We start from the raw sequence: 19427 nt of genomic DNA on the forward strand, positions 1-19427 counted from the left end.
GCCCAGGCCAAGGCCCACGCCCGCCGCCAGGCCGCCGCCTCGCTGCTGGCGCCCGGCGCGCCGCGCGGCGGCGCGGCCGTCACCGCGGTGATGGAAGGGGTCGAGGCGCTGGACGGCCACTTCTCGCGCTTCGCCCCGGCCCGCAGCGCCTCGGCCGTCGCGCCGCTGTTGCTGATCGGCCTGACCGCCATCGCCAGCCCGGTCTGCGCGGGGATCCAGCTCTTCACCCTGCTGCCGTTCATCGCCGCCATGGCCCTGGCCGGCATGGCCGCCGCCGACGCCTCTCGCCGGCAGTTCCTGGCCCTGGAGCGGCTGTCGACCCTGTTCCTCGACCGCGTGCGGACCCTGCCGGTGGTGCTGGCCTTCCAGGCCGAGAACCGGGTCACGGCGGGCCTGGCGGGGGCCGCCCACGACCTTTCCAAGCGCACCCAGGCGGTGCTGCGGGTGGCCTTCTTCTCGTCGGCGGCGCTGGAGTTCTTCGCGGCCCTGTCTGTAGCGCTGGCGGCGGTCTACTGCGGCTTCAACCTGCTGCGCCTGCTGCCCTTCCCCGTGCCCGAGACGCTGGACCTAAAGCGGGCCTTCTTCGCCCTGGCCCTGGCGCCGGAGGTCTATGCCCCCATGCGCCGGCTGGCCGCCGCCTATCACGACCGCCAGGCCGCCGAGACAGCGGCGCTGACCCTGGCCCGCCTGCCCGTCCCCGCCCCGGCCGTTGCGCCGCTATCCCTGCCGGGTGCGCCGGAGATCCGCTTCGAGGGCGTGGGCGTGACCTATCCCGACGGCGAGGCGGCGGTGTTCGACGGCTTCGACCTCGTCGCCCCGGCCGGAAAGATCACCGCCCTGCTCGGCCCCAGCGGCTGCGGCAAGACCACCCTGCTGAACCTGCTGACCGGCCTTGCCCCGCTGAGCGCCGGCGAGGTGCATGTGGGCGAGGCCAGGCTCTCGGAGGCCGGCGCCTTCGCCGCCGACCTGGCCTGGGCCGGGCAGTCGCCGCTGCTGCTGGCTGGAACCCTGGCCGACAACCTGGCGCTGGCGCGGCCCGACGCCTCGCGCGACGACCTGGAAACCGCCGCCCGCCGCGCGGGCCTGTCTGACCTGCTCGACCGCCGCGGCGGCCTCGATGCGCCCCTGGACGAGCGCGGCGGCGGCCTGTCGGGCGGCGAACGCCGACGTTTGGGGATAGCCCGCGCCCTGCTCAAGCGCGCGCCGATCCTGCTGCTGGACGAACCGACGGCCGATCTCGACGCCCAGGCCGAGGCGGCGATGATCGCCGCCATCCGGCAGGCCGTCGCCGGCCGCACGACCCTGATCGCCACCCATTCCGAGGCCCTGGCGGCCGTCGCCGACCAGGTGGTGCGCCTGTGACCAAGAGCCCGCTTTCCAAGCTGATCGCCGAGCAGCGCCGCCGCCAGGCCGGCCCGCTGATCGTGGCCGCCGTCGCCGCCGCCGTGGTCGGGGCCGCCTCCACCGCCCTCCTGGGCCTGTCGGGCTGGTTCATCACCGGCGCGGCCCTGGCCGGCGTCGCGGGCCTGGCGACGGCCCAGGCCTTCAACGTGCTGCTGCCCAGCGCCACGATCCGCCTGCTGGCCATACTGCGCACCGTCGCCCGCTACGGCGAGCGCCTGCAGGGCCATGCCGCCGCTCTGGACGCCCTGGCCGCCATCCGCCCCCGCCTGTTCGCCGCCCTGGCCGCCGCACCGCCGCGCGAGGCGCTGGCGATCTCGCGCGGGGAAGCCGCCGCCCGCCTGGTGCAGGACGTCGACGCCGTCGAGACCCGCTTCGTGCGCCTGTCCGCGCCTTGGGGCGCCGGCGCTGGGATCGCCATGGCCGTGGCGCTGGCCGCCCTGGCCGGGATCGGCCCGGCCCTGGCCATGCTGGTCGCCGTCGCCGCCCACCTCGTCCTCGCCCGCCTGCTGACCCGGCGGCTCAGCGCCCCGGCCGGGGCGGCGATCCAGGCGGCGGCGGGCGAACTGAAGGCGGCCCTGGCCGCCTTCGCCGCCGCCGCGCCGGAACTGAAGGTCTATGGGGCGGAGGGACCCGCCCTTGACCGCATCGCCGTGCTCGGCGACCGGCTGGACGCCCTGAAGGTCCGCGCCGCGCGGGCCCAGGGGATCCTCGGCCTGTCCGAGGGGGCGCTGACAGGCCTGGCCGTCGCCTCTGTGCTGGCCCTGGCCGCCCCGGCCTCGGCCCCGCTGGCGGCCCTGGCCGCGCTGGCGGCCGTCATGGCGATCGAGGCCGCCGCCCCGATCGCCCGCGCCTTCGAACAGGACGGCGCGGCCGAGGCGGCCGGCGAGCGGCTGGACGCCCTGCTGCGCCACACGCCCGAAGACGCGCCGCCGGCCAAGCCCGGCCGCCCCGCCCTGCGCCTGCAAGGCCTGGACCTGCCCCCCGGCGCGCGCCTGGCCCTCACCGGCCCCACCGGCAGCGGCAAGACCACCCGGCTGGAACAGCTGGTCGGCCTGCGCCCAGCCCCGACCGGCGCCTTCGCCCTGGACGGCCAGGACGGCGCGGGGCTGTCGCCCGCCGCCCTGCGCCCAGCCTTCGCCTACGCGCCGCAGGACGCCGCCCTGCTGGCCGGCACGGTGCGCGAGAACCTGAAACTGGCCGCGCCCACAGCCACCGACGAAGCCCTCTGGGCCGCCCTCGACGACGCGGCCCTGGCCGAGCGGGTCCGCGCCCTGCCCCAGGGCCTGGACGCCTGGGTGGGCGAGGCGGGCGAGCGGCTGTCGGGCGGCGAGCGCCGGCGGCTGTCCCTGGCCCGCGCCCTGCTGCGCGACGCCCCCTGGCTGCTGCTCGACGAGCCGACCGAGGGCCTCGACCCCGCCACCGAGGCCCAGGTGATCGCGCGGCTGGACGCCCGCCTGCGCCGGACCGGGCAAGGCCTGGTGCTGGTCAGCCACCGCAAGGCGCCGCTGACGCTGTGCGAACAGGCGATGGCGGTGGAAACGGTGTCGCGCCCCGCCGGGTCGGCTATAAGCCGCCCCATGACCGAACCGGCGAAGCCTTGAGGCCCATGGCCGCTCCCCCGCGCGCTCCCGGCCCGCTGCACAGCGAGCTGCGCCCCGGCGTGTTCCTGGCCTCGGCGACGATGATCGCCGCCTGCGCCCTGCTGTTCTTCGCCCTGCCCAGCCGCTACGCCGCCCCGGCCGCCTTCCTGCTGTTCGTGCCGGCGGTACTGGTCAGCGCCGCGCTCGGCGGCCTCGTGCCCGGCCTGATCTCGACGGTCGCGGCCTCGGCCATCGTCTGGTTCCTGACCTTCTCGCCCCATCCCGACCAGGCCACGGCGGTGTCGAGCATCGTGTTCCTGATGATCGGCGTGGGCATGTCGATCGGCGGCGGCTGGTTCCACGCCGCCCGCCATCGCACCGTGGCCATGACCAGCCACCTGCGCTCGATCCTCGACACCGTGCCCGACGCGGTGGTCGTCATCGACCCGCGCGGGATCATGACCTCGTTCAGCCCGGCGGCCGAGCGCCTGTTCGGCTGGACCGCCGCCGAGACCGTGGGCCGGAACGTCAGCATGCTGATGCCCGAGCCGCACCAGAGCGCCCATGACGACTATCTGTCGCGCTACGAGCAGACCGGCGAGAAGCGGGTGATCGGGGTCGGCCGCGTCGTCACCGGCCTGCGCCGCGACGGCACCACCTTCCCCATGGAACTGGCCGTGGGCGAGACCAAGGGCCCGACCCGCGCCTATACCGGCTTCATCCGCGACCTGACCGAACGCCACGCCACCGAGGCCCGCCTGCAGGAACTGCAGGGCGAACTGGTGCACGTCTCGCGCCTGACCGCCATGGGCGAGATGGCCACCACCCTGGCCCACGAGCTGAACCAGCCGCTGTCGGCCATCGCCAACCTGCTGACCGGCTCGCGCCGGCTGATGGATCGCGGCCGTCCCGAGGACCAGGCCAAGGTGCGCGACGCCATCGACCGGGCCTCCGACCAGGCGCTGCGGGCCGGCGACGTCATCCACCGCATGCGCGAGTTCGTGCGCCGCGGCGCCACCGAGCGCGACGTCGAGAGCCTGTCGGAACTGGTCGACGACGCCCGCGCCCTGGCCCTGATCGGGGTGCGCGAGGGCCAGGCCGAGGTTCGCATCGCCCTGGACGAGACCTGCGACGCCGTCTTCGCCGACCGGGTGCAGATCCAGCAGGTGCTGGTCAACCTGATCCGCAACGCCCTTGAGGCCATGGACGGCCAGGCCGTGCGCCGCCTCACGCTCGCCAGCCGCAGGCTGGACGACGGAACGGTCGAGGTTTCGGTGGCCGACACCGGCGCCGGGGTCGACGACGAGTTCCGCGAGCGCCTGTTCCAGCCGTTCATGACCACCAAGGCCGAGGGCATGGGGGTAGGCCTGTCGATCTCGCGCTCGATCATCGAGGCGCACGGCGGCCGCATCTGGGCCGACGCCAATCTCGGCGGCGGCACGGTGTTCCGCTTCACCCTGCCGCCCGCCCCGGCCCCAGACCCCTCCAAGATCCGCAAGCCTGCAGCCGACCAGGAGACGATTTGATGAGCGACGCCGTTGTGCACGTGGTCGACGACGACGCCGACGCCCGCGACTCGCTGGCCTTCCTGCTGGAGACCGCCGATTTCCGCGTGCGCACCTACGCCAGCGCTCTGGCCTTCCTGTCTGACCTCTCCGAGGTCGAGCCCGGCTGCGTGATCACCGACGTGCGCATGCCCGGCATGACCGGCCAGGAGCTGGTGCGCCGCCTGAAGGCCGAGGGCGCGTCCCTGCCCGTGGTGATGATTACCGGCCACGGCGACATCCCGATGGCCGTCGAGGCCATGCGCGACGGGGTCGTCGACTTCATCGAAAAGCCGTTCTCCGAAGCCCGGATCCTGGCGGCCCTCGAGCGCGCCCTGGCCGCCGCGCCTCAGCCTGCGGTCAGCAACGACCAGGCCCAGGTGCTGGCCCGGATGGAGACCCTGTCCGAGCGCGAGCGCCAGGTGCTGGACGGCGTCGTGGCCGGCCATCCCAACAAGATCATCGCCCGCGACCTGGGCATCAGCCCGCGCACGGTCGAGATCTACCGCGCCAAGCTGATGAGCAAGATGCACGCCGACAACCTGGCGGCCCTGGTCCGGATGACGTTGTCGGTGCGCGCCTAGACCGACGGGCAGGTCAGCGGGTGCAGCGATCCCAGGTCCTGCGCCGTCGGACGCTCGCCGCGCGCCAGCTTGGCCATGACCGCGTCCTCGTCGAGCAGCCTCAGCTCCCCCGATCGGGTCAGGCGCGCATCCCAGGTCCGGACGGCTTCGGCCAGATGCGCGCGTTCGACGTCGTCCAGCTGGGGCGACGCGGCCATGCGCTTGGCCAGGCTTGCGCCGAGGGAGCGGCTGCGCAGCCCCCAGGTCTGGATCAGCATCGCCCGCCGCGCCGGACCCGCGCAGAACATCCGGTTCAGGCCCACCTCCTCGCCCGGAGCGCCGAGCCCGGCCCACCGCAAGGTGACCTCGATCGGCAATTTCAGCGGATCGTCGGCCGCATCCGCCGGCGTCTGCGCGGCGCCCGCCTGCACCAACTGGGATCGAGCCCAGTTGGTGATCGCCTCGTCATGCCCCGAGACCATCAGGGTCAGTTCGGGATCGGCGCGGTAGTCCGCGCCCAGCAGGGCCTTGGGCCCCTCCGCGAAACTGGCCTCAACGCCAAAGCGCTCCAGCGCCTGCCGGGCCAGCGCCACCGCCAGGCGAGGCCAGCGGGCTTCGACCGACGGATCGGTCCGCCAGCGCGGCGGCTCGCCGCCGTAAGGATCCTCCACCACCTTCGCCGTGGTCCACAGCAGGCCGCGGGCCTCGTCGGCCGAGGCCGCGCTCGCCAGACGCGCCGGCACGCGGGCCTCGATCACGTCGTAGGCGCGACGGAACTGGCCGTTGTTGGCCAGGAAGCGCAACGCCAGGTCCAGGTCGCCGGCCGGCGCCTCGTCGCGCAGGAAGGGCTCGAACACCGCCCCCGCGTCGGCGTGACCAGGCTCGATCAGGGCCTCGAGAATCGCTGTCTCACGCGGGTCTCGGGCCGGCTTTTCCGGCTCGTCGCCGGACGCCCGCAGGATCATGTCCGAGAACATCGCCGCGCCGGACTGCTCCTGGTCGTAGGCGGGGTTGCGCGGTGCATGGCGGGGCGGACGTCCGGCCTTGAGGTCGTCATACGCCGCCAGCAGGTAGGCCGTCGGCTTCCATGGCGAGACCGAGCCCAGGTGGCCTTCGATATCGGCGGCCAGCATGGCCTCGTCCCGCGTCCGCCCGCGCTTGGCCTCCAGCTCGGCCTTCAGGGCCTCGAGCCTGGCCAGTTCGACCGCGCCATCGGGCTCGCGCTGGATGTCGAGATAGGTCCGCACCGTGCGCGACCACGCCGAATCCGGGCCTGCATAGTCCTCGTTGACGCGCGAGAACGGAAAGCCCAGCACGCCCAGGCGCTCGCCCGTGCGGCCCAGGAACAGCAGGTAGCTGCCGCCCTTGGCCAGGGTCATGCGGTTGCAGGGGCCCATGTGGCCTTCGGGGTGCGAGAAGAAGATATCCTTGGGATCGCTGCGCCTGGTGGAGCCCAACATCAGGCCCCGGACCTCGATCTCGCCGGCCAGATCGCCCTTCAGGGTTTCGGTCACCCGCAGCCGCATCGGCGTCTCGAAGGGATCGTCGTCCTGTCCGACGGGCGGCGCCGACAACGGCGTGGCGACGACGATGGCGTCGGCGATCTGCACGAGCTCGAAATTGCTGGGCCGGACGTAGCCTGGAACCGGCGAACAGGCTCTGGCCGCCCCTCCCGCGCCCAGCGACAGCGTCGCCGCCAGGCCGATCAACCATCTATGCCGCATGCCTCACCCCCGTTCTGGGCAAGGCTAAGCAGACGAGCGGAGTATTTACAACCGTAATCGAATAACGATCAGGCCCCCACCGCCTTCTTCACCTGCACGCTCAGCGCGTCGGTAATCAGCGGCTTGTGGGCCACGCCGGCCCAGAGGGCGTCGGTGACGGTCAGGTCGACGGGGCCTTCGGCCACCAGCACGGCGGGCGTACGCACGCCCTTGCCGCGCAGCGAGGCCAGGGCCAGCAGGTCGACATCCAGCACCAGGCAGTCGGCGGCGATCAGTTCGGCCAGCGGGACCTCGGCCACGCCGGCGAAGGCGCGCGGCCAGTAGCCCTCGGTCTCCAGTGCGAAGGCCAGGGCCTCGCGCAGGGCCTCGTCGGGCTCGACGATGATCACCAGCGGACGGGCGGGCGAAGGGGCGCACATGGCGCCATTCAAGCCCGTGTCGGTCCAGCGCGCCTTGATCCGGCGCAAATCGAGCAGGTCGGCGATCATGCGATCGTCAGGGTCATCCAGACCGACGCCTTCTCGCCCGGGGCCAGGGCGACGATACCCGTGTCGCCTTCACCGAACGGGTCGGGACGGCTGGAGGTCGGCTCGACGCAGACGAAGTCGGCGCCCGGCGGCGAATAGACATGGGCCCAGCGGCAGTTGTCCGAGGCCTCGATGATCGTCGAGGTCCCTTCCGGCGCCGACAGCACGGCCTTGCCGCCAAAGCCGGTCCAGCAGTTGTCGATCAGGCTGTCGGTCGCGGTCGGCGCGCCCACGGTCCAGTCACGCACCCAGGGACCCTGGTGGTGAACGGTCGGCAGGACGTCGGCGTCGACCATCCAGACGCCGTCGACGTCCATCTTCAGGGCCTCGCCCGGACGGGCGGCGAAATAGGGGTGCAGGCCAAGGCCTGCCGGCATCACCTCGGTCCCGGTGTTGGTCACCGACAGTTCGATGCGCAGGCCCTCGTCGGACAGCACCAGGATCTGCTCGGCGCGGTAGGCCCAGGGCCAGTCGGACGGGGCGTGGTCGTAGGTCAGCACGGCGCGGGTGTCGGACAGGCCCGTCACCGTCCAGGCGGCGCGCCAGCCCTGGCCGTGCAGCGGATGCGGGTGACCGCCGAGGTTTGGGGCCAGAACGACGTCACGCCCCTGGAAGGAAAAGCGGCCATTGGGGATGCGGTTGCAGAACGGCACGAGCGGGAAGCAGCCGACGTCCAGGGCGTCGGTCGCGCCTTGCGGCGTCGGGCGCAGCACGTCGCGGCCGTCGAACACGAAGCGACCGATCGAACCGCCCACCTCGGGCAGCAGTTCGACGCGGGCGCGGGCGGTCGCCAGGACGGGACGGGTCATGCGGAACTCCTGGTAGCGCTAACGCGCGCTACGTCGCGCGTCGTATGCCAGCTTGCCCCCACAGGGGCAATGAACATCGCCGTCAATAGCCGGCGTAGCGGCCGGGCTTGTGGTTGGCGATGATGACGATGCTCAGCGCCACGGCCGACAGGACCGACAGCAGCAGCTTGTCGAGGCTGACCACCATGAAGGCCGCGCCCACCACCAGAACGTCGGTGCCCATCTGCACCTTGCCCGCGCTGATCCCATGCTTTTCCTGCAGCCACAGGCCCAGCACGCCGATGCCGCCGACTGAAGCGCGGTGGCGCGCCAGGGCGAGAATGCCCATGCCGATGATGGTGCCCCCGAACACCGCCGCGAAGATCGGGTCCACGCCCTTCAGCTTCAGCCAGTGCGGCAGGGCCAGGGTCAGGCCGGTCAGGGTCACGTTCACCGCCAGGGTCTTGAACGCGAAGGTCCAGCCCAGGGCCCGCTGGGCGAAGATGTAGAACGGCAGGTTCAGCACGAAGAACACCACCCCTACCGGCCAGCCGCCGAGATAGGAGACGATCAGGGCGATCCCGGCGATGCCGCCGGTCACCAGGCCGGCGGTCTTCAGCAGGGTCAGGCCCACGGCGATGAAGCTCGTGCCGATCAGCAGCGCGTGGACGTCTTCGATGAGCGTGTGGCGCGTGGCGGGCATGGGGGAAATGGAGGCGGCGGCGGCGTTCAAGGGCGTCGAATCGTCGTCTGGAGGAATGGGAAACGGCCGTCCGTCCCGATCACGTTCCCGCCCTGCCGCCCCTTCCGCCGCCGATCCTCGGCCGCGTGGAACGTTCTTGTCGCGTCAGACGCTTGATAGCGCCCGTGTCTAACGTCATATATCATCTCAACGCGACGCCCCATGGGCGCCGCGCGAAATCCTCTACAACAATTCCGGAGCCGCCCCTATTCGCCGTCCCATGCAAGCGCCGCCCGTCAAGGATGGACCGCGTATCAATGATGAAATCCGCGTCCCCCGCGTGCTGCTGATCGACCAGAACGGCGAGAAGCAGGGCGAGATGCCGACCGCCTCCGCCATGGAAGCGGCCGAAGAAGCTGGCCTGGACCTGGTTGAAATCGTTCCGAACGCGAACCCGCCCGTCTGCAAGATCCTGGATTACGGCAAGTTCAAGTTCCAGGAACAGAAGAAGAAGAACGAGGCCCGCAAGCGTCAGAAGGTCGTCGAGCTCAAGGAAATCAAGCTCCGCCCGAACATCGACAAGCACGACTATGACGTTAAGGCCAAGTCGATGTTCCGCTTCTTCGAGGAAGGCGACAAGGTGAAGGTCACCCTGCGCTTCCGCGGTCGCGAAATGGCTCACCCGGAACTCGGCATGAAGCTGCTGCAGCAGGTCAAGGCCGACTTCGACGAGGTCGCCAAGGTCGAGTACGAGCCTCGCATGGAAGGCCGCCAGATGATCATGATCCTGGCGCCCCGCTAAGCTTAGGCCCTATCTTCGAAGACGCCCCGGCCTCGCCGGGGCGTTTTTCGTTTCTGGTTCGCCCCGATGTCACAGCCCGCCGTCAAGCAAGACCCCCTCTCCCTGGACCCCGGCCTGACGCCCAAGGCCTGGCGCGAGGCCTTCGCCGCCGGCGGCCGGCTGCACGTGCCGGGCTTCCTGACCGCCGACTCGGCCTCGCGCCTGCACGCCGCCCTGACCATCGACACGCCGTGGAGCGGCGTAGTCGGCGTGGGGACCAAGCTCTGGAACCTGCCGCTGGACGGCCCCGGCGCCCTGTCGACGGCCGACGACGCCGCCCTCGACCGCCAGGTGGCTGAAGAGACCCGCGCCGGCTTCGGCTTCCGGTTCGACAATTTCCGGGTCAGCGACGAGGTCGAGGCCGGCCGCCGAGAAGGCCGGCTGCTGGAGGCCGCCTACGATCTTATCAACGGCGAGGCCTTCCTGGGCTTCGTGCGCGACCTGACGGGCGACGATCGCCCCGAATATTGCGACTGCCAGGCCACTCGCTATCGGCCCGGCCACTTCCTGACCGAACACGACGACCACGCCGACGGCAAGAACCGACTCTACGCCTACGTCCTGAACCTGACGCCGCAGTGGCGCGGCGACTGGGGCGGCCTGCTGCTGTTCCTCGACGGCGACGGCCACGTGGCCGAGGGCTACACGCCCAGCTTCAACGCCCTGAACATCTTCCGCGTGCCGCAAAAGCACGCCGTCAGCTACGTCACCCCCCAGGCGGCCGGGCCGCGCCTGTCGCTGACCGGCTGGATCCGCACGCGCGGCTGAACTCAGCCGGTCGCTCGAGCGGCCTTGGGCGAAGTCGGATTGTGCCGTCGCCAGACTCGGCGCAGCTGGCGGGTCGAGGCGAAGCCCGCCCGCTCGGCGACGCTCTCCATGTCCAGCCGGGTCGCCGACAGCATCTCGCTGGCCAGGGCCAGCCGCAGGCGGTTGACGTAGTCGGTCAGGTTCATGCCGGCATGGGCGTTGAACAGCCGCGACAGATGGCGCGGACTGGCGGCGGCCAGATCGGCCAGCACCTCCAGGCTCCAGTCGCGGGTCGGATCGGCGGCGACGGCGTCCTGCACGCGATGGACGGCGGGGTGAACGTGATTGCGCCCCTGCAGCCATGGCGACAGCTGCGGATCGGCCGGCCCGCGCCGCAGATAGACCACCATCTGGCGGGCGATCGACACCGCCAGGGCCGGCCCACGCAGCCGGGCCACCAGATGCAGCATCATATCAACGCCCGAGGTGACGCCCGCGCTGGTCAGGCGCTCGCCGTCCTCGACGAACAGCCTGTCTTCCAGCACCCGGGCGCTCGGCGCCAGCCGCGTCAGGTCCTCGATGCAGACATGGTGGGTGGTGCAGGCCTTTCCGGCCAGCAGTCCGGCCCGCGCCGCCAGGAGCGCGCCCGAGCAGATGCAGGCCAGGGTCACGCCCGGTCGCACGACGCGGGCCAGCCAGGCGACGATGGCGTCCTCGTCGGCGGCGTCCTGGTCCGTCGGGCCGGGACCGCCCAGCACCTGGTCGACGTTTCCCGACACCACGACCATCGCGCCGTCCGGTAAGGCGTCCGGCAACGGCGCCAGGCCGGCCAGGGCCAGGCCGACCGAACTGTCGACCACAGGCCTTGCGGCGACATAGGTCACCGCGAAGCCCGGCGCGCCTGGCTCCATCGCCGCCCGCCGCAGCACCTCCATGGGTCCGGCCACGTCGAGCAACAGGGTGCGCGGCGGCAGGACGACATAGACGGGAATGACGGCGGGCGACGGATCGGTCATGCGGCGGGCTTCCTATGCGGCTTCGAGAGCCTCTTCCACGGTGGCGATGCGGGCGAAGCGCTCGTGCAGCACGAGCTCGGTGCGGGCCTTGATCTCGTCGACGGTGAACACCCGGCCGTGGCGGTCGGTCATGTCAAAGGTCAGGGTGGCCTCGGTGACGTAGTCGACGGCGAAACCCAGGTCCGAGGCGTGGCGCGTGGTGGTCTCGCAGCACTGCTCGGTGCGGATGCCGCTGACGATGATCCGGCCGATGCGGTTCTGGATCAGCCAGACCAGCAGGCCCGTGCCGACCAAGGCGCTGTGGCTGGGCTTGTGGAAGACGACGTCGGGCGCCAGCGACAGGCCCTCGACCGTGCGTACGTGACCGGAGGCCAGGCTGAAGATCCCTTCGGCCTCGACGTGCAGGATCTGCACGACCGGCAGGCCCTTGGCCTTGGCCCCGTCGATCAGGGCCTGCTGGCGCTCAAGATAGGCGCCGGCGATCGCCGGGTCCCACGAAGCCCGCTGGCGGAAGGAATCCTGGGCGTCGACGACGATGAGGGCGGTGGCGGCGGACATTTCTTGCGTCTCCATGGCTTGGAAGATGGCGCAAGCTAGGCTTCGGCTTCAAGCCAGGTAAGCGAGGCGACGGACGAAGAACGGACAGAAAAAGACATTCATAGACCGCTGCCTTCAGGGCCTTGTCGAGCTCCGAATTCGCAATCGTCGCGCTTCGTCCCCATATAATGAGCGTGAAGCCCGCCCTGGACTTTGCCTTCGGCAGGAGCTTCCCCCTTGAGACATCCCTTTCGCGCGCCGGAGTACCGCGCGCTCGCCGCCACGGCCCTGGAGGCCGCCGGCGCAAGTTCGCTGCCGCACGTCCAGGCCAAGCACGAGCAGGCCGCCCGCACGTGGAGCGAACTGGCCGACGCCGAGGACGCCCGCATGGAGGCCCGGGCCCAAACGCCGCCGTCGGGCGTTTAGGGACGCCGCCCTCACGCTGCCCTCCCTTGGAACCCGCGCCATGCGTCTCTCGATCGACTGCCGCCTGCGCTACGACGTGCGGGCGCCCACGAGCTTCATCCTGGCGATCCAGGCCGCCGACGGCGCCGATCAGGACGTGCACGACGAGACCATCCTGCTGCCCCCGGGGATCACGGCGGACTTCTTCGTCGACGCCTTCGCCGGCAACCGCTTCATCCGCTTCCTGGCCCAGCCCGGACCGCTCGACATCGGCTATGTCGCCGAGGTCGAGCGGCGCTCGATCGTCGACCAGCGCGACTTCATCGGCGGCGAGGTGGTCAACGACCTGCCGCTCACGGCGCTGCCCTATCTCAATCCCAGCCGCTACTGCCCATCCGATCGCCTGACCGCCTTCGCCCGCCAGACCTTCGGGGCCCGCCCCCAGGGCCTGGGCCAGGCGCAGGCGATCACCGACTGGATCGCCGCCTCGATCGCCTACGAAGCCGGAACCAGCAGCGGCGCCACCAGCGCCCTCGACACCCTGGTCGACCGTGTCGGCGTGTGCCGCGACTTCGCCCACCTGGGCGTGGCCCTGTGCCGGGCGCTCGACATGCCCGCGCGCTTCGTCTCCTGCTATGCCCTGGACCTGCGGCCGCCGGACTTCCACGCGGTGTTCCAGGTCTATCTCGGCGGCGCCTGGCGCACCTTCGACCCGACCCGCCGCGCGCCGCTGGCGGGCCTTGTTCCCATCGGCTTTGGCCGTGACGCCGCCGACGTGGCCTTCGCGGCGACCTTCGGCGACGCGCGCTTCGAGGCCAAGTCCATCGCCATCCGGCAGTTGGAAACATCCTCCGCACCCGGAAACTGAAATTTCAGTCGCTTTTTCGGACCATCGGGCGTAGAGGAGCCGCCTCGAAGGTTCCCGTCATGTCCATGCCTGCTGCTCCGACCACGCCGCCGGCGCCCGTCCACAGCGCCCGCGCGCTCTACGTCCTGTTGCTGGTGGTGTTCATCAACCTGGTCGGGTTCGGCCTGGTGATCCCGCTGCTGCCCTTCTACGCCAAGGCGCTGAGCGCCAGCCCCTGGCAGGTGACGGCGCTGTTCTCGGCCTACTCACTGGGCCAGTTCCTGGCCGAGCCTTTCTGGGGCCGCCTGTCCGACCGCATCGGCCGGCGGCCGGTGCTGATCGTCACCATCCTGGCCAACACCGCCTCGTACGTCGCCCTGGCCTTCGCCCCGACCATCGCGATCGCCTTCGTGATCCGCTTCTTCAGCGGCGCGGCCAGCGGCAACATCTCGACGATCCAGGGCTACATGGCCGACGTCACCCCGCCCGAGAAGCGCGCCGCCCGCATGGGCCTGCTGGGCAGCGCCTTCGGGGCCGGCTTCGTGGTCGGCCCGGCCCTGGGCGGCCTGCTGGCTCATCCGGACGCCGGACGACTGGGCTTCCAGCTGCCGCTGCTGGTCGCCGCGGGCCTGGCCGCCACGGCCGCCCTGGGCGTCTTCCTGTTCGTGGTCGAGAGTCGCGCGCCCCGCAAGGACGCCCCGCCCCCGCCACCCCGGCGCGAGGCCCTGAAGGCCGCGTTCGCCCATCCGGTGCTGTCGCGGGTGCTGATGGTCACCTTCGTCTCCACCGCCGCCTTCTCGGGCATGGAGGCGACCTTCGGCCTGTGGACCCAGGCGCGGTTCGACTGGACGCCCCAGCAGGTGGGCCTGTGCTTCGCCGTCATCGGCGTGGTGGCATCTCTGGGCCAGGGCGTGCTGACCGGACGCCTGGCCCGTCGATTCGGCGAACCCAAGGTGCTGACCGCGGGCCTCTTGATCATCTGCGTCTCGATGGCCTCGACCCCGTTCGTGCCGAGCGCCGCCTACGTGCCGCTGTTCGTGGGCTTCACCGCCTTTGGCCAGTCGCTGGTGTTCCCGTGCATCGCGGCGCTGATCTCGCGCGCCACCCCGCCCGACCAGCAGGGCGCGATGCTGGGCCTCAACATGGCCAGCGGCTCTCTGGCGCGGATGAGCGGCCCGATGTTGGCCGGTCCGCTGTTCGGCCTGGCCACCGGCGCGCCCTACTGGGTGGGCGCCCTGCTGACGGTTCCGGCCGTCGTGCTGGCGGTGACGGTGGGACGCCGGGCCAAGGCCGCGCCCTGATCGGACTTAAGAGTCCGTCGGGCCTTGCTTTTCTCCCGGGGCTCCAGTATTCACCCCGCCTTTCCGGAACCGCCTGGCCAATTTGGCATGCCATGGCGGTTCGTCTCGCTATCCAGAGGACGGGGCCGTTAAACGCTCCGACGCGAAATGCCTAAGTTGAAGACGAAGTCGGGCGCCAAAAAGCGCTTCAAGATCACCGCCACGGGCAAGCTGAAAGCCGGCGTCGCCGGCAAGCGCCACCGCCTGATCGGCCACAACGGCAAGTACATCCGCCAAAACCGCGGCACGAAGGTGATGAGCGAGGCTGACGCCAAGATCATCCGTACGTACCTGCCCTACGGCCTGTAAGAGGAGCGCTGACACATGGCTCGCGTTAAACGTGGCGTCGTCGCCCACGCCAAGCACAAGAAGGTTCTTGAACAGGCGAAGGGCTTCTACGGCCGCCGCAAGAACACCATCCGTACGGCCAAGGCCGCGGTCGACAAGGCCGGCCAGTACGCCTACCGCGACCGCAAGGTGCGCAAGCGCGCCTTCCGTTCGCTGTGGATCCAGCGCATCAACGCCGGCGCCCGCACCGAAGGCTTCACCTACTCGCAATTCATCCACGGCCTGGACGTGGCGGGTATCGTGATCGACCGTAAGGTCCTGGCGGACATCGCCGGCAACGACGCCGTTGCGTTCAAGGCCATCGCCGACAAGGTTCGCGCTGCCCTGGCCTAAGGACATCTGAGCCTCACCGCTCACCTATCCTTTGAAAAGCCCTTCGGCGCGAGCCGGAGGGCTTTTTGCTGTCCGCCTGTCGGCGGCCCCCTCCGGCCCTCTGGGCCACCTCCCCCAGAGGGGGAGGATTGGGGTCCGCACCACCAAGATGCTCCCCCTCTGGGGGAGCTGTCGCCGAAGGCGACTGAGGGGGTCGCCCCCCGGCCGCAAATCCTCTAGACGGATGCCCGTCATGACCGATCTCAACACCCTCGAATCCGACGTCCTGGCCCAGGTGGCCGGCGCGGCCGACCTTTCAGCGCTCGACGCCGTCCGCGTGGCCGCCGTCGGCAAGACCGGCTCGATCTCGGGCCTGCTCAAGACCCTGGGCGCGATGAGCCCCGACGAGCGCAAGGAACGCGGCGCGGCGATCAACGCCCTGCGCGACCGCGTGCAGGCGGCCATCACCGAGAAGAAGGCTTCGCTGGAAACCGCCGAGCTCGACGCGCGCCTCGCCCGCGAGACCCTCGACCTCACCCTGCCCGGCCCCTATCGCCGCAAGGGATCGGTCCATCCGACCATGCAGGTCATGGACGAGATGGTTTCGATCTTCGCCGACATGGGCTTCGCCGTCGCCGAAGGTCCGGACATCGAGGACGACTTCCACAACTTCACGGCCCTGAACTTCCCCGAGAAGCACCCGGCCCGCGAAATGCACGACACCTTCTTCTTCGAACCGAAGGAAACGGGCGAACGCATGCTGCTGCGCACGCACACCAGCCCCGTGCAGGTGCGCACCATGGTCTCGCAGAAGCCGCCGATCCGCATCATCGCGCCGGGCCGCACCTATCGCTGCGACAGCGACGCCACCCACACGCCGATGTTCCACCAGGTCGAGGGCCTGGTGATCGACAAGGGCATCCACATGGGCCACCTGAAGTGGACCCTGGAGACCTTCATCGCCCGGTTCTTCGAGACCGACGCGGTGACGACCCAGTTCCGCCCGCATCACTTCCCGTTCACCGAGCCCTCGGCCGAGATGGACGTGCAGTGCGACCGCTCGGGCGGCGAGATCAAGATCGGCCAGGGCTCCAGTTGGCTTGAGATCCTGGGCTGCGGCATGGTCCACCCGAACGTGCTGCGCGCCTGCGGCATCGATCCGGACGAGTACCAGGGCTTCGCCTTCGGCATGGGCGTCGATCGCCTGGGGATGCTGAAGTACGGCATGCCGGACCTGCGCGACATGTTCGCCTCGGACAGCCGCTGGCTGGCCCACTACGGCTTCTCGGGCTTCGCCGCGCCGAACCCGGCCTCGGGGCTGTCGTGATGAACGCTCCGCGTCCGACCATCGACGGTTCGGCCAAGGTCTTCGAGAACCTGGAGATCTCGCTGATCGACCTGTTCCGCGCCCAGCTCCAGGGCGGCGTGAACATGGTCAGCGGCCGCACCTTCAAGAACTGCCGCCTGCACGGGCCGGTGGTGATGCTGGTGCTCGACGGCGTGACCTTCGACTCGACCAACTTCGGCTTCCACGGCGGAAATGTCGCCAACCTCGTGATGCGCCCGGCCGGTGAGAAAGTCATCGGCGCCCTCCCCTTCAAGGATTGCGCCTTCATCGGCTGCCAGTTCTTCGCGGTCGGCTTCACCGGCCCCGAACCCTTCCTGCAGCAGATCCTGGCGTTGGAAACCACGCAATGAAGTTCACCCTTTCCTGGCTCAAGGATCACCTCGACACCGAAGCGACCGCCGCCGAGGTGGTCGCCGCCATGACCATGGCCGGCCTCGAGGTCGAGCACGTCACCGACCCGGCCGCCAAGCTGGCCGCCTTCAGCGTCGCCAAGATCGTCGAGGCCGTTCAGCACCCGAACGCCGACCGCCTGCGCGTCTGCCAGGTCGACACGATCGACGGCCGCAAGGAAATCGTCTGCGGCGCCCCGAACGCCCGCGTCGGCCTGACCACCATCTACGCCCCGATCGGCGCCTATGTGCCGGGCCTGGGCGTCACCCTGGTCGAGAAGCCGGTGCGCGGCGTCGTCTCCAACGGCATGCTGTGCTCGGGCTCGGAGCTGGAAGCCGACGACGGTTCGGAAGGCATCCTGGAACTGTCGAACGACCTGGCGGTGGGCGTGCCCGCCGCCGTGGCGTTGGGCCTCGAAGCCGTCATCGACTTCGAAGTCACCCCCAACCGCCCCGACTGGCTGGGCGTCGCCGGCATCGCCCGCGACCTCGCCGCCGCTGGCCTGGGCAGGCTCAAGGACCTGTCGATCGCCCCGGTTCCGGGAACCTTCCCCTGCCCGATCACGGTCGCGGTGGACGGCGAGGCCTGCCCGGTGTTCTCCGGCCGCCTGATCAAGGGCGTCAAGAACGGCCCCTCGCCCAAGTGGCTGCAGGACCGCCTGAAGGCCATCGGCATCAATCCGAAGTCGGCCCTGGTCGACATCACCAACTACGTCTCCTACGACCGCGCCCGGCCGCTGCACGTCTATGACGCGGCCCTGCTGTCGGGCTCGAAGATCGTGGCGCGCTTCGGCCATCACGGCGTTCATGGCGACGAGCACCTGATCGCGCTCGACGGCAAGACCTACGAGCTGACCCCGGCCATGAGCGTCATCGCCGACGCCGACGGCGAGCGCCCGATCGGCATCGGCGGCGTCATGGGCGGCGAAAGCACCGGCTGCTCGGAAGCCACCGTCGACGTGTTCCTGGAAAGCGCCTGGTTCGAGCCGATCCGCATCGCCCAGACCGGCCGCGACACCGGCATCAACAGCGACGCCCAGTACCGCTTCGCCCGCACGGTCGACACCGGCTCGGTGGTTCCGGGCCTGGAGCTGGGCACGAAGCTGATCCTGGAGCTGTGCGGCGGCGAGGCCTCCGACGTGTTCGTGGCCGGCGAGGCTCCGGCCGCGCCCGGTCCGATCCTGTTCGACCCGGCCTATGTGCAGGGCCTGTCGGGCCTGGACATCGCGCCCGAGAAGAGCCTGTCGATCCTGCAGGCCCTGGGCTTCAAGATCGAGCCGCCCAAGGACGTGCCGGTCGCCGAGTTCGCCACCCATGCCGAGAGCGTGGTCTGCGTGACGCCGCCGACCTTCCGTCGCGACGTGCACGGCAAGGCCGACCTGGTCGAAGAAGTGGCCCGCATCGCCGGCTTCGGCGCCCTGCCCTCCACGCCCCTGCCGGAAGTTCCGCGCGCCGTCGGCGGCGTGCTGACCGCCCGCCAGGCCCGCGCCCGCACCGCTCGCCGCGCCCTGGCGGCGGCCGGCTACGCCGAGGCCGTGACCTGGAGCTTCACCAGCCGCGCCACCGCCCAGCTGTTCGGCGGCGGCGCCGCCGAGCTGGTGCTGGCCAATCCGATCGCCTCTGAACTGGACTGCATGCGCCCCTCGGTGCTGCCCAACCTGATCGAGGCGGCCGGCCGCAACGCCCGCCACGGCTTCGCCGACGTCGCCCTGTTTGAGGTCGGTCCGGTGTTCCTGGGCGATGGTCCCAAGGACCAGCGCACGGTGGTCGCCGGCATCCTGGCCCCGCGCCCGCCGCGCGCCTGGGACAAGCGCCCAGCCGAGGACGTGTTCACGATCAAAACGGATCTGATGAACCTGCTGGAGGAGATCGGCGCGCCGGTCGCCTCGCTGCAGACCGCACAAGGCTCGGCCTCGTCCTGGTGGCACCCCGGCCGCTCGGCTCGCCTGCAGCTGGGCCCCAAGGCCGTCGTCGCCGAGTTCGGCGAACTGCACCCGGCGGTGCTGAAGGCGCTGGACGTGGCCGGCCCGGTCTACGGCTTCGAGATCGTCCTCGAGGCGATCCCCGAGCCGAAGAAGAAGGCCGTCAAGACCAAGGCGGCGTTCACGCCGTCGGCCCTGATGCCGCTGACCCGCGACTTCGCCTTCGTGGCCGACAAGGCCAAGGCGGCCGGCGATCTGGTCAAGGCCGCGATCGGCGCCGACAAGGCCCTGATCGCCTCAGCTCGGGTCTTCGACGTCTACGAGGGCCCCGGCGTGCCGGAAGGCTCCAAGTCGGTGGCCATCGAGGTCCTGGTCCAGCCGCGCGACGCCACCCTGACCGACGCCGAGATCGAGGCCCTGTCGGCCAAGGTCGTCGCCGCGGTCGAGAAGGCGGGCGGCAAGCTGCGCGCCTAGGCTTGATCCTTCAAGCCTACAGAGCGTGGCAGCCGAAAGTGGATGCCGGTTTCGGCGCCCGCCACGCTCTTGAGTGAAAATGCCAAAGG

At 70.6% G+C, this 19427-nt stretch carries 20 protein-coding genes; 14 read left to right on the forward strand and 6 right to left on the reverse strand.

Annotated elements, in window-relative coordinates; genetic code table 11:
• From ACODR1_RS20935 to fixJ, 4 genes are all read left to right on the forward strand, one after another.
• On the forward strand, positions 1 to 1362 hold a 1362-nt coding region (locus tag ACODR1_RS20935; RefSeq protein WP_488882164.1), incomplete at its 5' end, for an ATP-binding cassette domain-containing protein.
• Positions 1359 to 3005, forward strand: coding sequence for an ATP-binding cassette domain-containing protein (locus tag ACODR1_RS20940; RefSeq protein WP_488882165.1), 1647 nt, complete (start codon positions 1359 to 1361; stop codon positions 3003 to 3005). The genes ACODR1_RS20935 and ACODR1_RS20940, both read left to right, overlap by 4 nt.
• A gap of 5 nt (positions 3006 to 3010) precedes the next feature.
• The gene (locus tag ACODR1_RS20945; RefSeq protein ID WP_488882166.1) at positions 3011 to 4510 is read left to right on the forward strand and encodes a PAS domain S-box protein; all 1500 of its coding nucleotides are present in this window, start codon (positions 3011 to 3013) and stop codon (positions 4508 to 4510) included.
• Positions 4510 to 5112, forward strand: a complete 603-nt coding sequence (fixJ, locus tag ACODR1_RS20950; RefSeq protein WP_488882167.1) for a response regulator FixJ — start codon at positions 4510 to 4512, stop codon at positions 5110 to 5112. Before ACODR1_RS20945 ends, fixJ begins: the two co-directional genes overlap by 1 nt.
• Here fixJ and ACODR1_RS20955 read toward each other — a convergent pair.
• From ACODR1_RS20955 to ACODR1_RS20970, 4 genes are all read right to left on the reverse strand, one after another.
• A complete protein-coding gene (locus ACODR1_RS20955; RefSeq protein WP_488882168.1) occupies positions 5109 to 6815 on the reverse strand; it encodes a hypothetical protein in 1707 nt (568 codons plus the stop codon). The two genes, fixJ and ACODR1_RS20955, sit on opposite strands and share 4 nt — an antisense overlap.
• A 68-nt stretch (positions 6816 to 6883) precedes the next feature.
• Positions 6884 to 7303, reverse strand: coding sequence for a hypothetical protein (locus tag ACODR1_RS20960; protein WP_488882169.1), 420 nt, complete (start codon positions 7301 to 7303; stop codon positions 6884 to 6886).
• Entirely contained in the window at positions 7300 to 8151 is an 852-nt protein-coding gene (locus tag ACODR1_RS20965; protein ID WP_488882170.1) for an aldose 1-epimerase, read from the reverse strand. The genes ACODR1_RS20960 and ACODR1_RS20965 overlap by 4 nt, the downstream gene beginning before the upstream one ends.
• A gap of 82 nt (positions 8152 to 8233) precedes the next feature.
• Positions 8234 to 8863, reverse strand: a complete 630-nt coding sequence (locus ACODR1_RS20970; protein WP_488882171.1) for a YitT family protein — start codon at positions 8861 to 8863, stop codon at positions 8234 to 8236.
• 229 nt (positions 8864 to 9092) lie between these two features.
• Here ACODR1_RS20970 and infC point away from each other — a divergent pair, with 229 nt between their 5' ends.
• Positions 9093 to 9614 carry a translation initiation factor IF-3 gene (infC, locus tag ACODR1_RS20975; RefSeq protein WP_101715116.1) on the forward strand — a complete coding sequence of 174 codons (522 nt, stop codon included), beginning with the start codon at positions 9093 to 9095 and terminating at the stop codon, positions 9612 to 9614.
• 66 nt (positions 9615 to 9680) lie between these two features.
• Positions 9681 to 10421: a 2OG-Fe(II) oxygenase gene (locus ACODR1_RS20980; protein ID WP_488882172.1), complete on the forward strand. Its 741-nt coding sequence runs from the start codon at positions 9681 to 9683 to the stop codon at positions 10419 to 10421.
• A 2-nt stretch (positions 10422 to 10423) separates the two neighbouring features.
• Here ACODR1_RS20980 and ACODR1_RS20985 read toward each other — a convergent pair whose 3' ends face one another.
• Together ACODR1_RS20985 and ACODR1_RS20990 are read right to left on the reverse strand one after the other, a co-directional pair.
• On the reverse strand, positions 10424 to 11416 hold the full coding sequence (locus tag ACODR1_RS20985) for a GlxA family transcriptional regulator (protein WP_488882173.1): 993 nt from the start codon (positions 11414 to 11416) through the stop codon (positions 10424 to 10426).
• A 12-nt stretch (positions 11417 to 11428) separates the two neighbouring features.
• Positions 11429 to 11974 (reverse strand): cysteine hydrolase family protein, encoded by a 546-nt coding sequence (locus tag ACODR1_RS20990; RefSeq protein ID WP_488882174.1) that lies wholly within the window; start codon positions 11972 to 11974, stop codon positions 11429 to 11431.
• Positions 11975 to 12190: 216 nt separating this feature from the next.
• On the opposite strand from ACODR1_RS20990, the gene ACODR1_RS20995 reads away from it, so the two are divergent.
• The 8 genes from ACODR1_RS20995 (at position 12191) to pheT (ending at position 19338) form a co-directional block, all read left to right on the forward strand.
• On the forward strand, positions 12191 to 12379 hold the full coding sequence (locus tag ACODR1_RS20995; protein ID WP_488882175.1) for a hypothetical protein: 189 nt from the start codon (positions 12191 to 12193) through the stop codon (positions 12377 to 12379).
• Between the two features lie 40 nt (positions 12380 to 12419).
• Positions 12420 to 13226, forward strand: a complete 807-nt coding sequence (locus ACODR1_RS21000) for a transglutaminase-like domain-containing protein (RefSeq protein ID WP_488882176.1) — start codon at positions 12420 to 12422, stop codon at positions 13224 to 13226.
• A 59-nt stretch (positions 13227 to 13285) separates the two neighbouring features.
• Positions 13286 to 14506, forward strand: a complete 1221-nt coding sequence (locus tag ACODR1_RS21005; protein ID WP_488882177.1) for an MFS transporter — start codon at positions 13286 to 13288, stop codon at positions 14504 to 14506.
• A gap of 147 nt (positions 14507 to 14653) precedes the next feature.
• Positions 14654 to 14854, forward strand: a complete 201-nt coding sequence (rpmI, locus tag ACODR1_RS21010) for a 50S ribosomal protein L35 (RefSeq protein WP_058347693.1) — start codon at positions 14654 to 14656, stop codon at positions 14852 to 14854.
• 15 nt (positions 14855 to 14869) lie between these two features.
• The gene (gene rplT, locus ACODR1_RS21015; RefSeq protein ID WP_101718180.1) at positions 14870 to 15226 is read left to right on the forward strand and encodes a 50S ribosomal protein L20; all 357 of its coding nucleotides are present in this window, start codon (positions 14870 to 14872) and stop codon (positions 15224 to 15226) included.
• Between the two features lie 232 nt (positions 15227 to 15458).
• Complete coding sequence (gene pheS / locus ACODR1_RS21020; protein ID WP_488882178.1) at positions 15459 to 16532, forward strand: phenylalanine--tRNA ligase subunit alpha; 1074 nt, start codon at positions 15459 to 15461, stop codon at positions 16530 to 16532.
• Complete coding sequence (locus ACODR1_RS21025) at positions 16532 to 16903, forward strand: hypothetical protein (RefSeq protein WP_488882179.1); 372 nt, start codon at positions 16532 to 16534, stop codon at positions 16901 to 16903. Before pheS ends, ACODR1_RS21025 begins: the two co-directional genes overlap by 1 nt.
• Positions 16900 to 19338 carry a phenylalanine--tRNA ligase subunit beta gene (gene pheT, locus ACODR1_RS21030; protein WP_488882180.1) on the forward strand — a complete coding sequence of 813 codons (2439 nt, stop codon included), beginning with the start codon at positions 16900 to 16902 and terminating at the stop codon, positions 19336 to 19338. Before ACODR1_RS21025 ends, pheT begins: the two co-directional genes overlap by 4 nt.
• Positions 19339 to 19427 lie beyond the last annotated feature (89 nt).

This window comes from Caulobacter sp. FG7 (assembly GCF_057808875.1).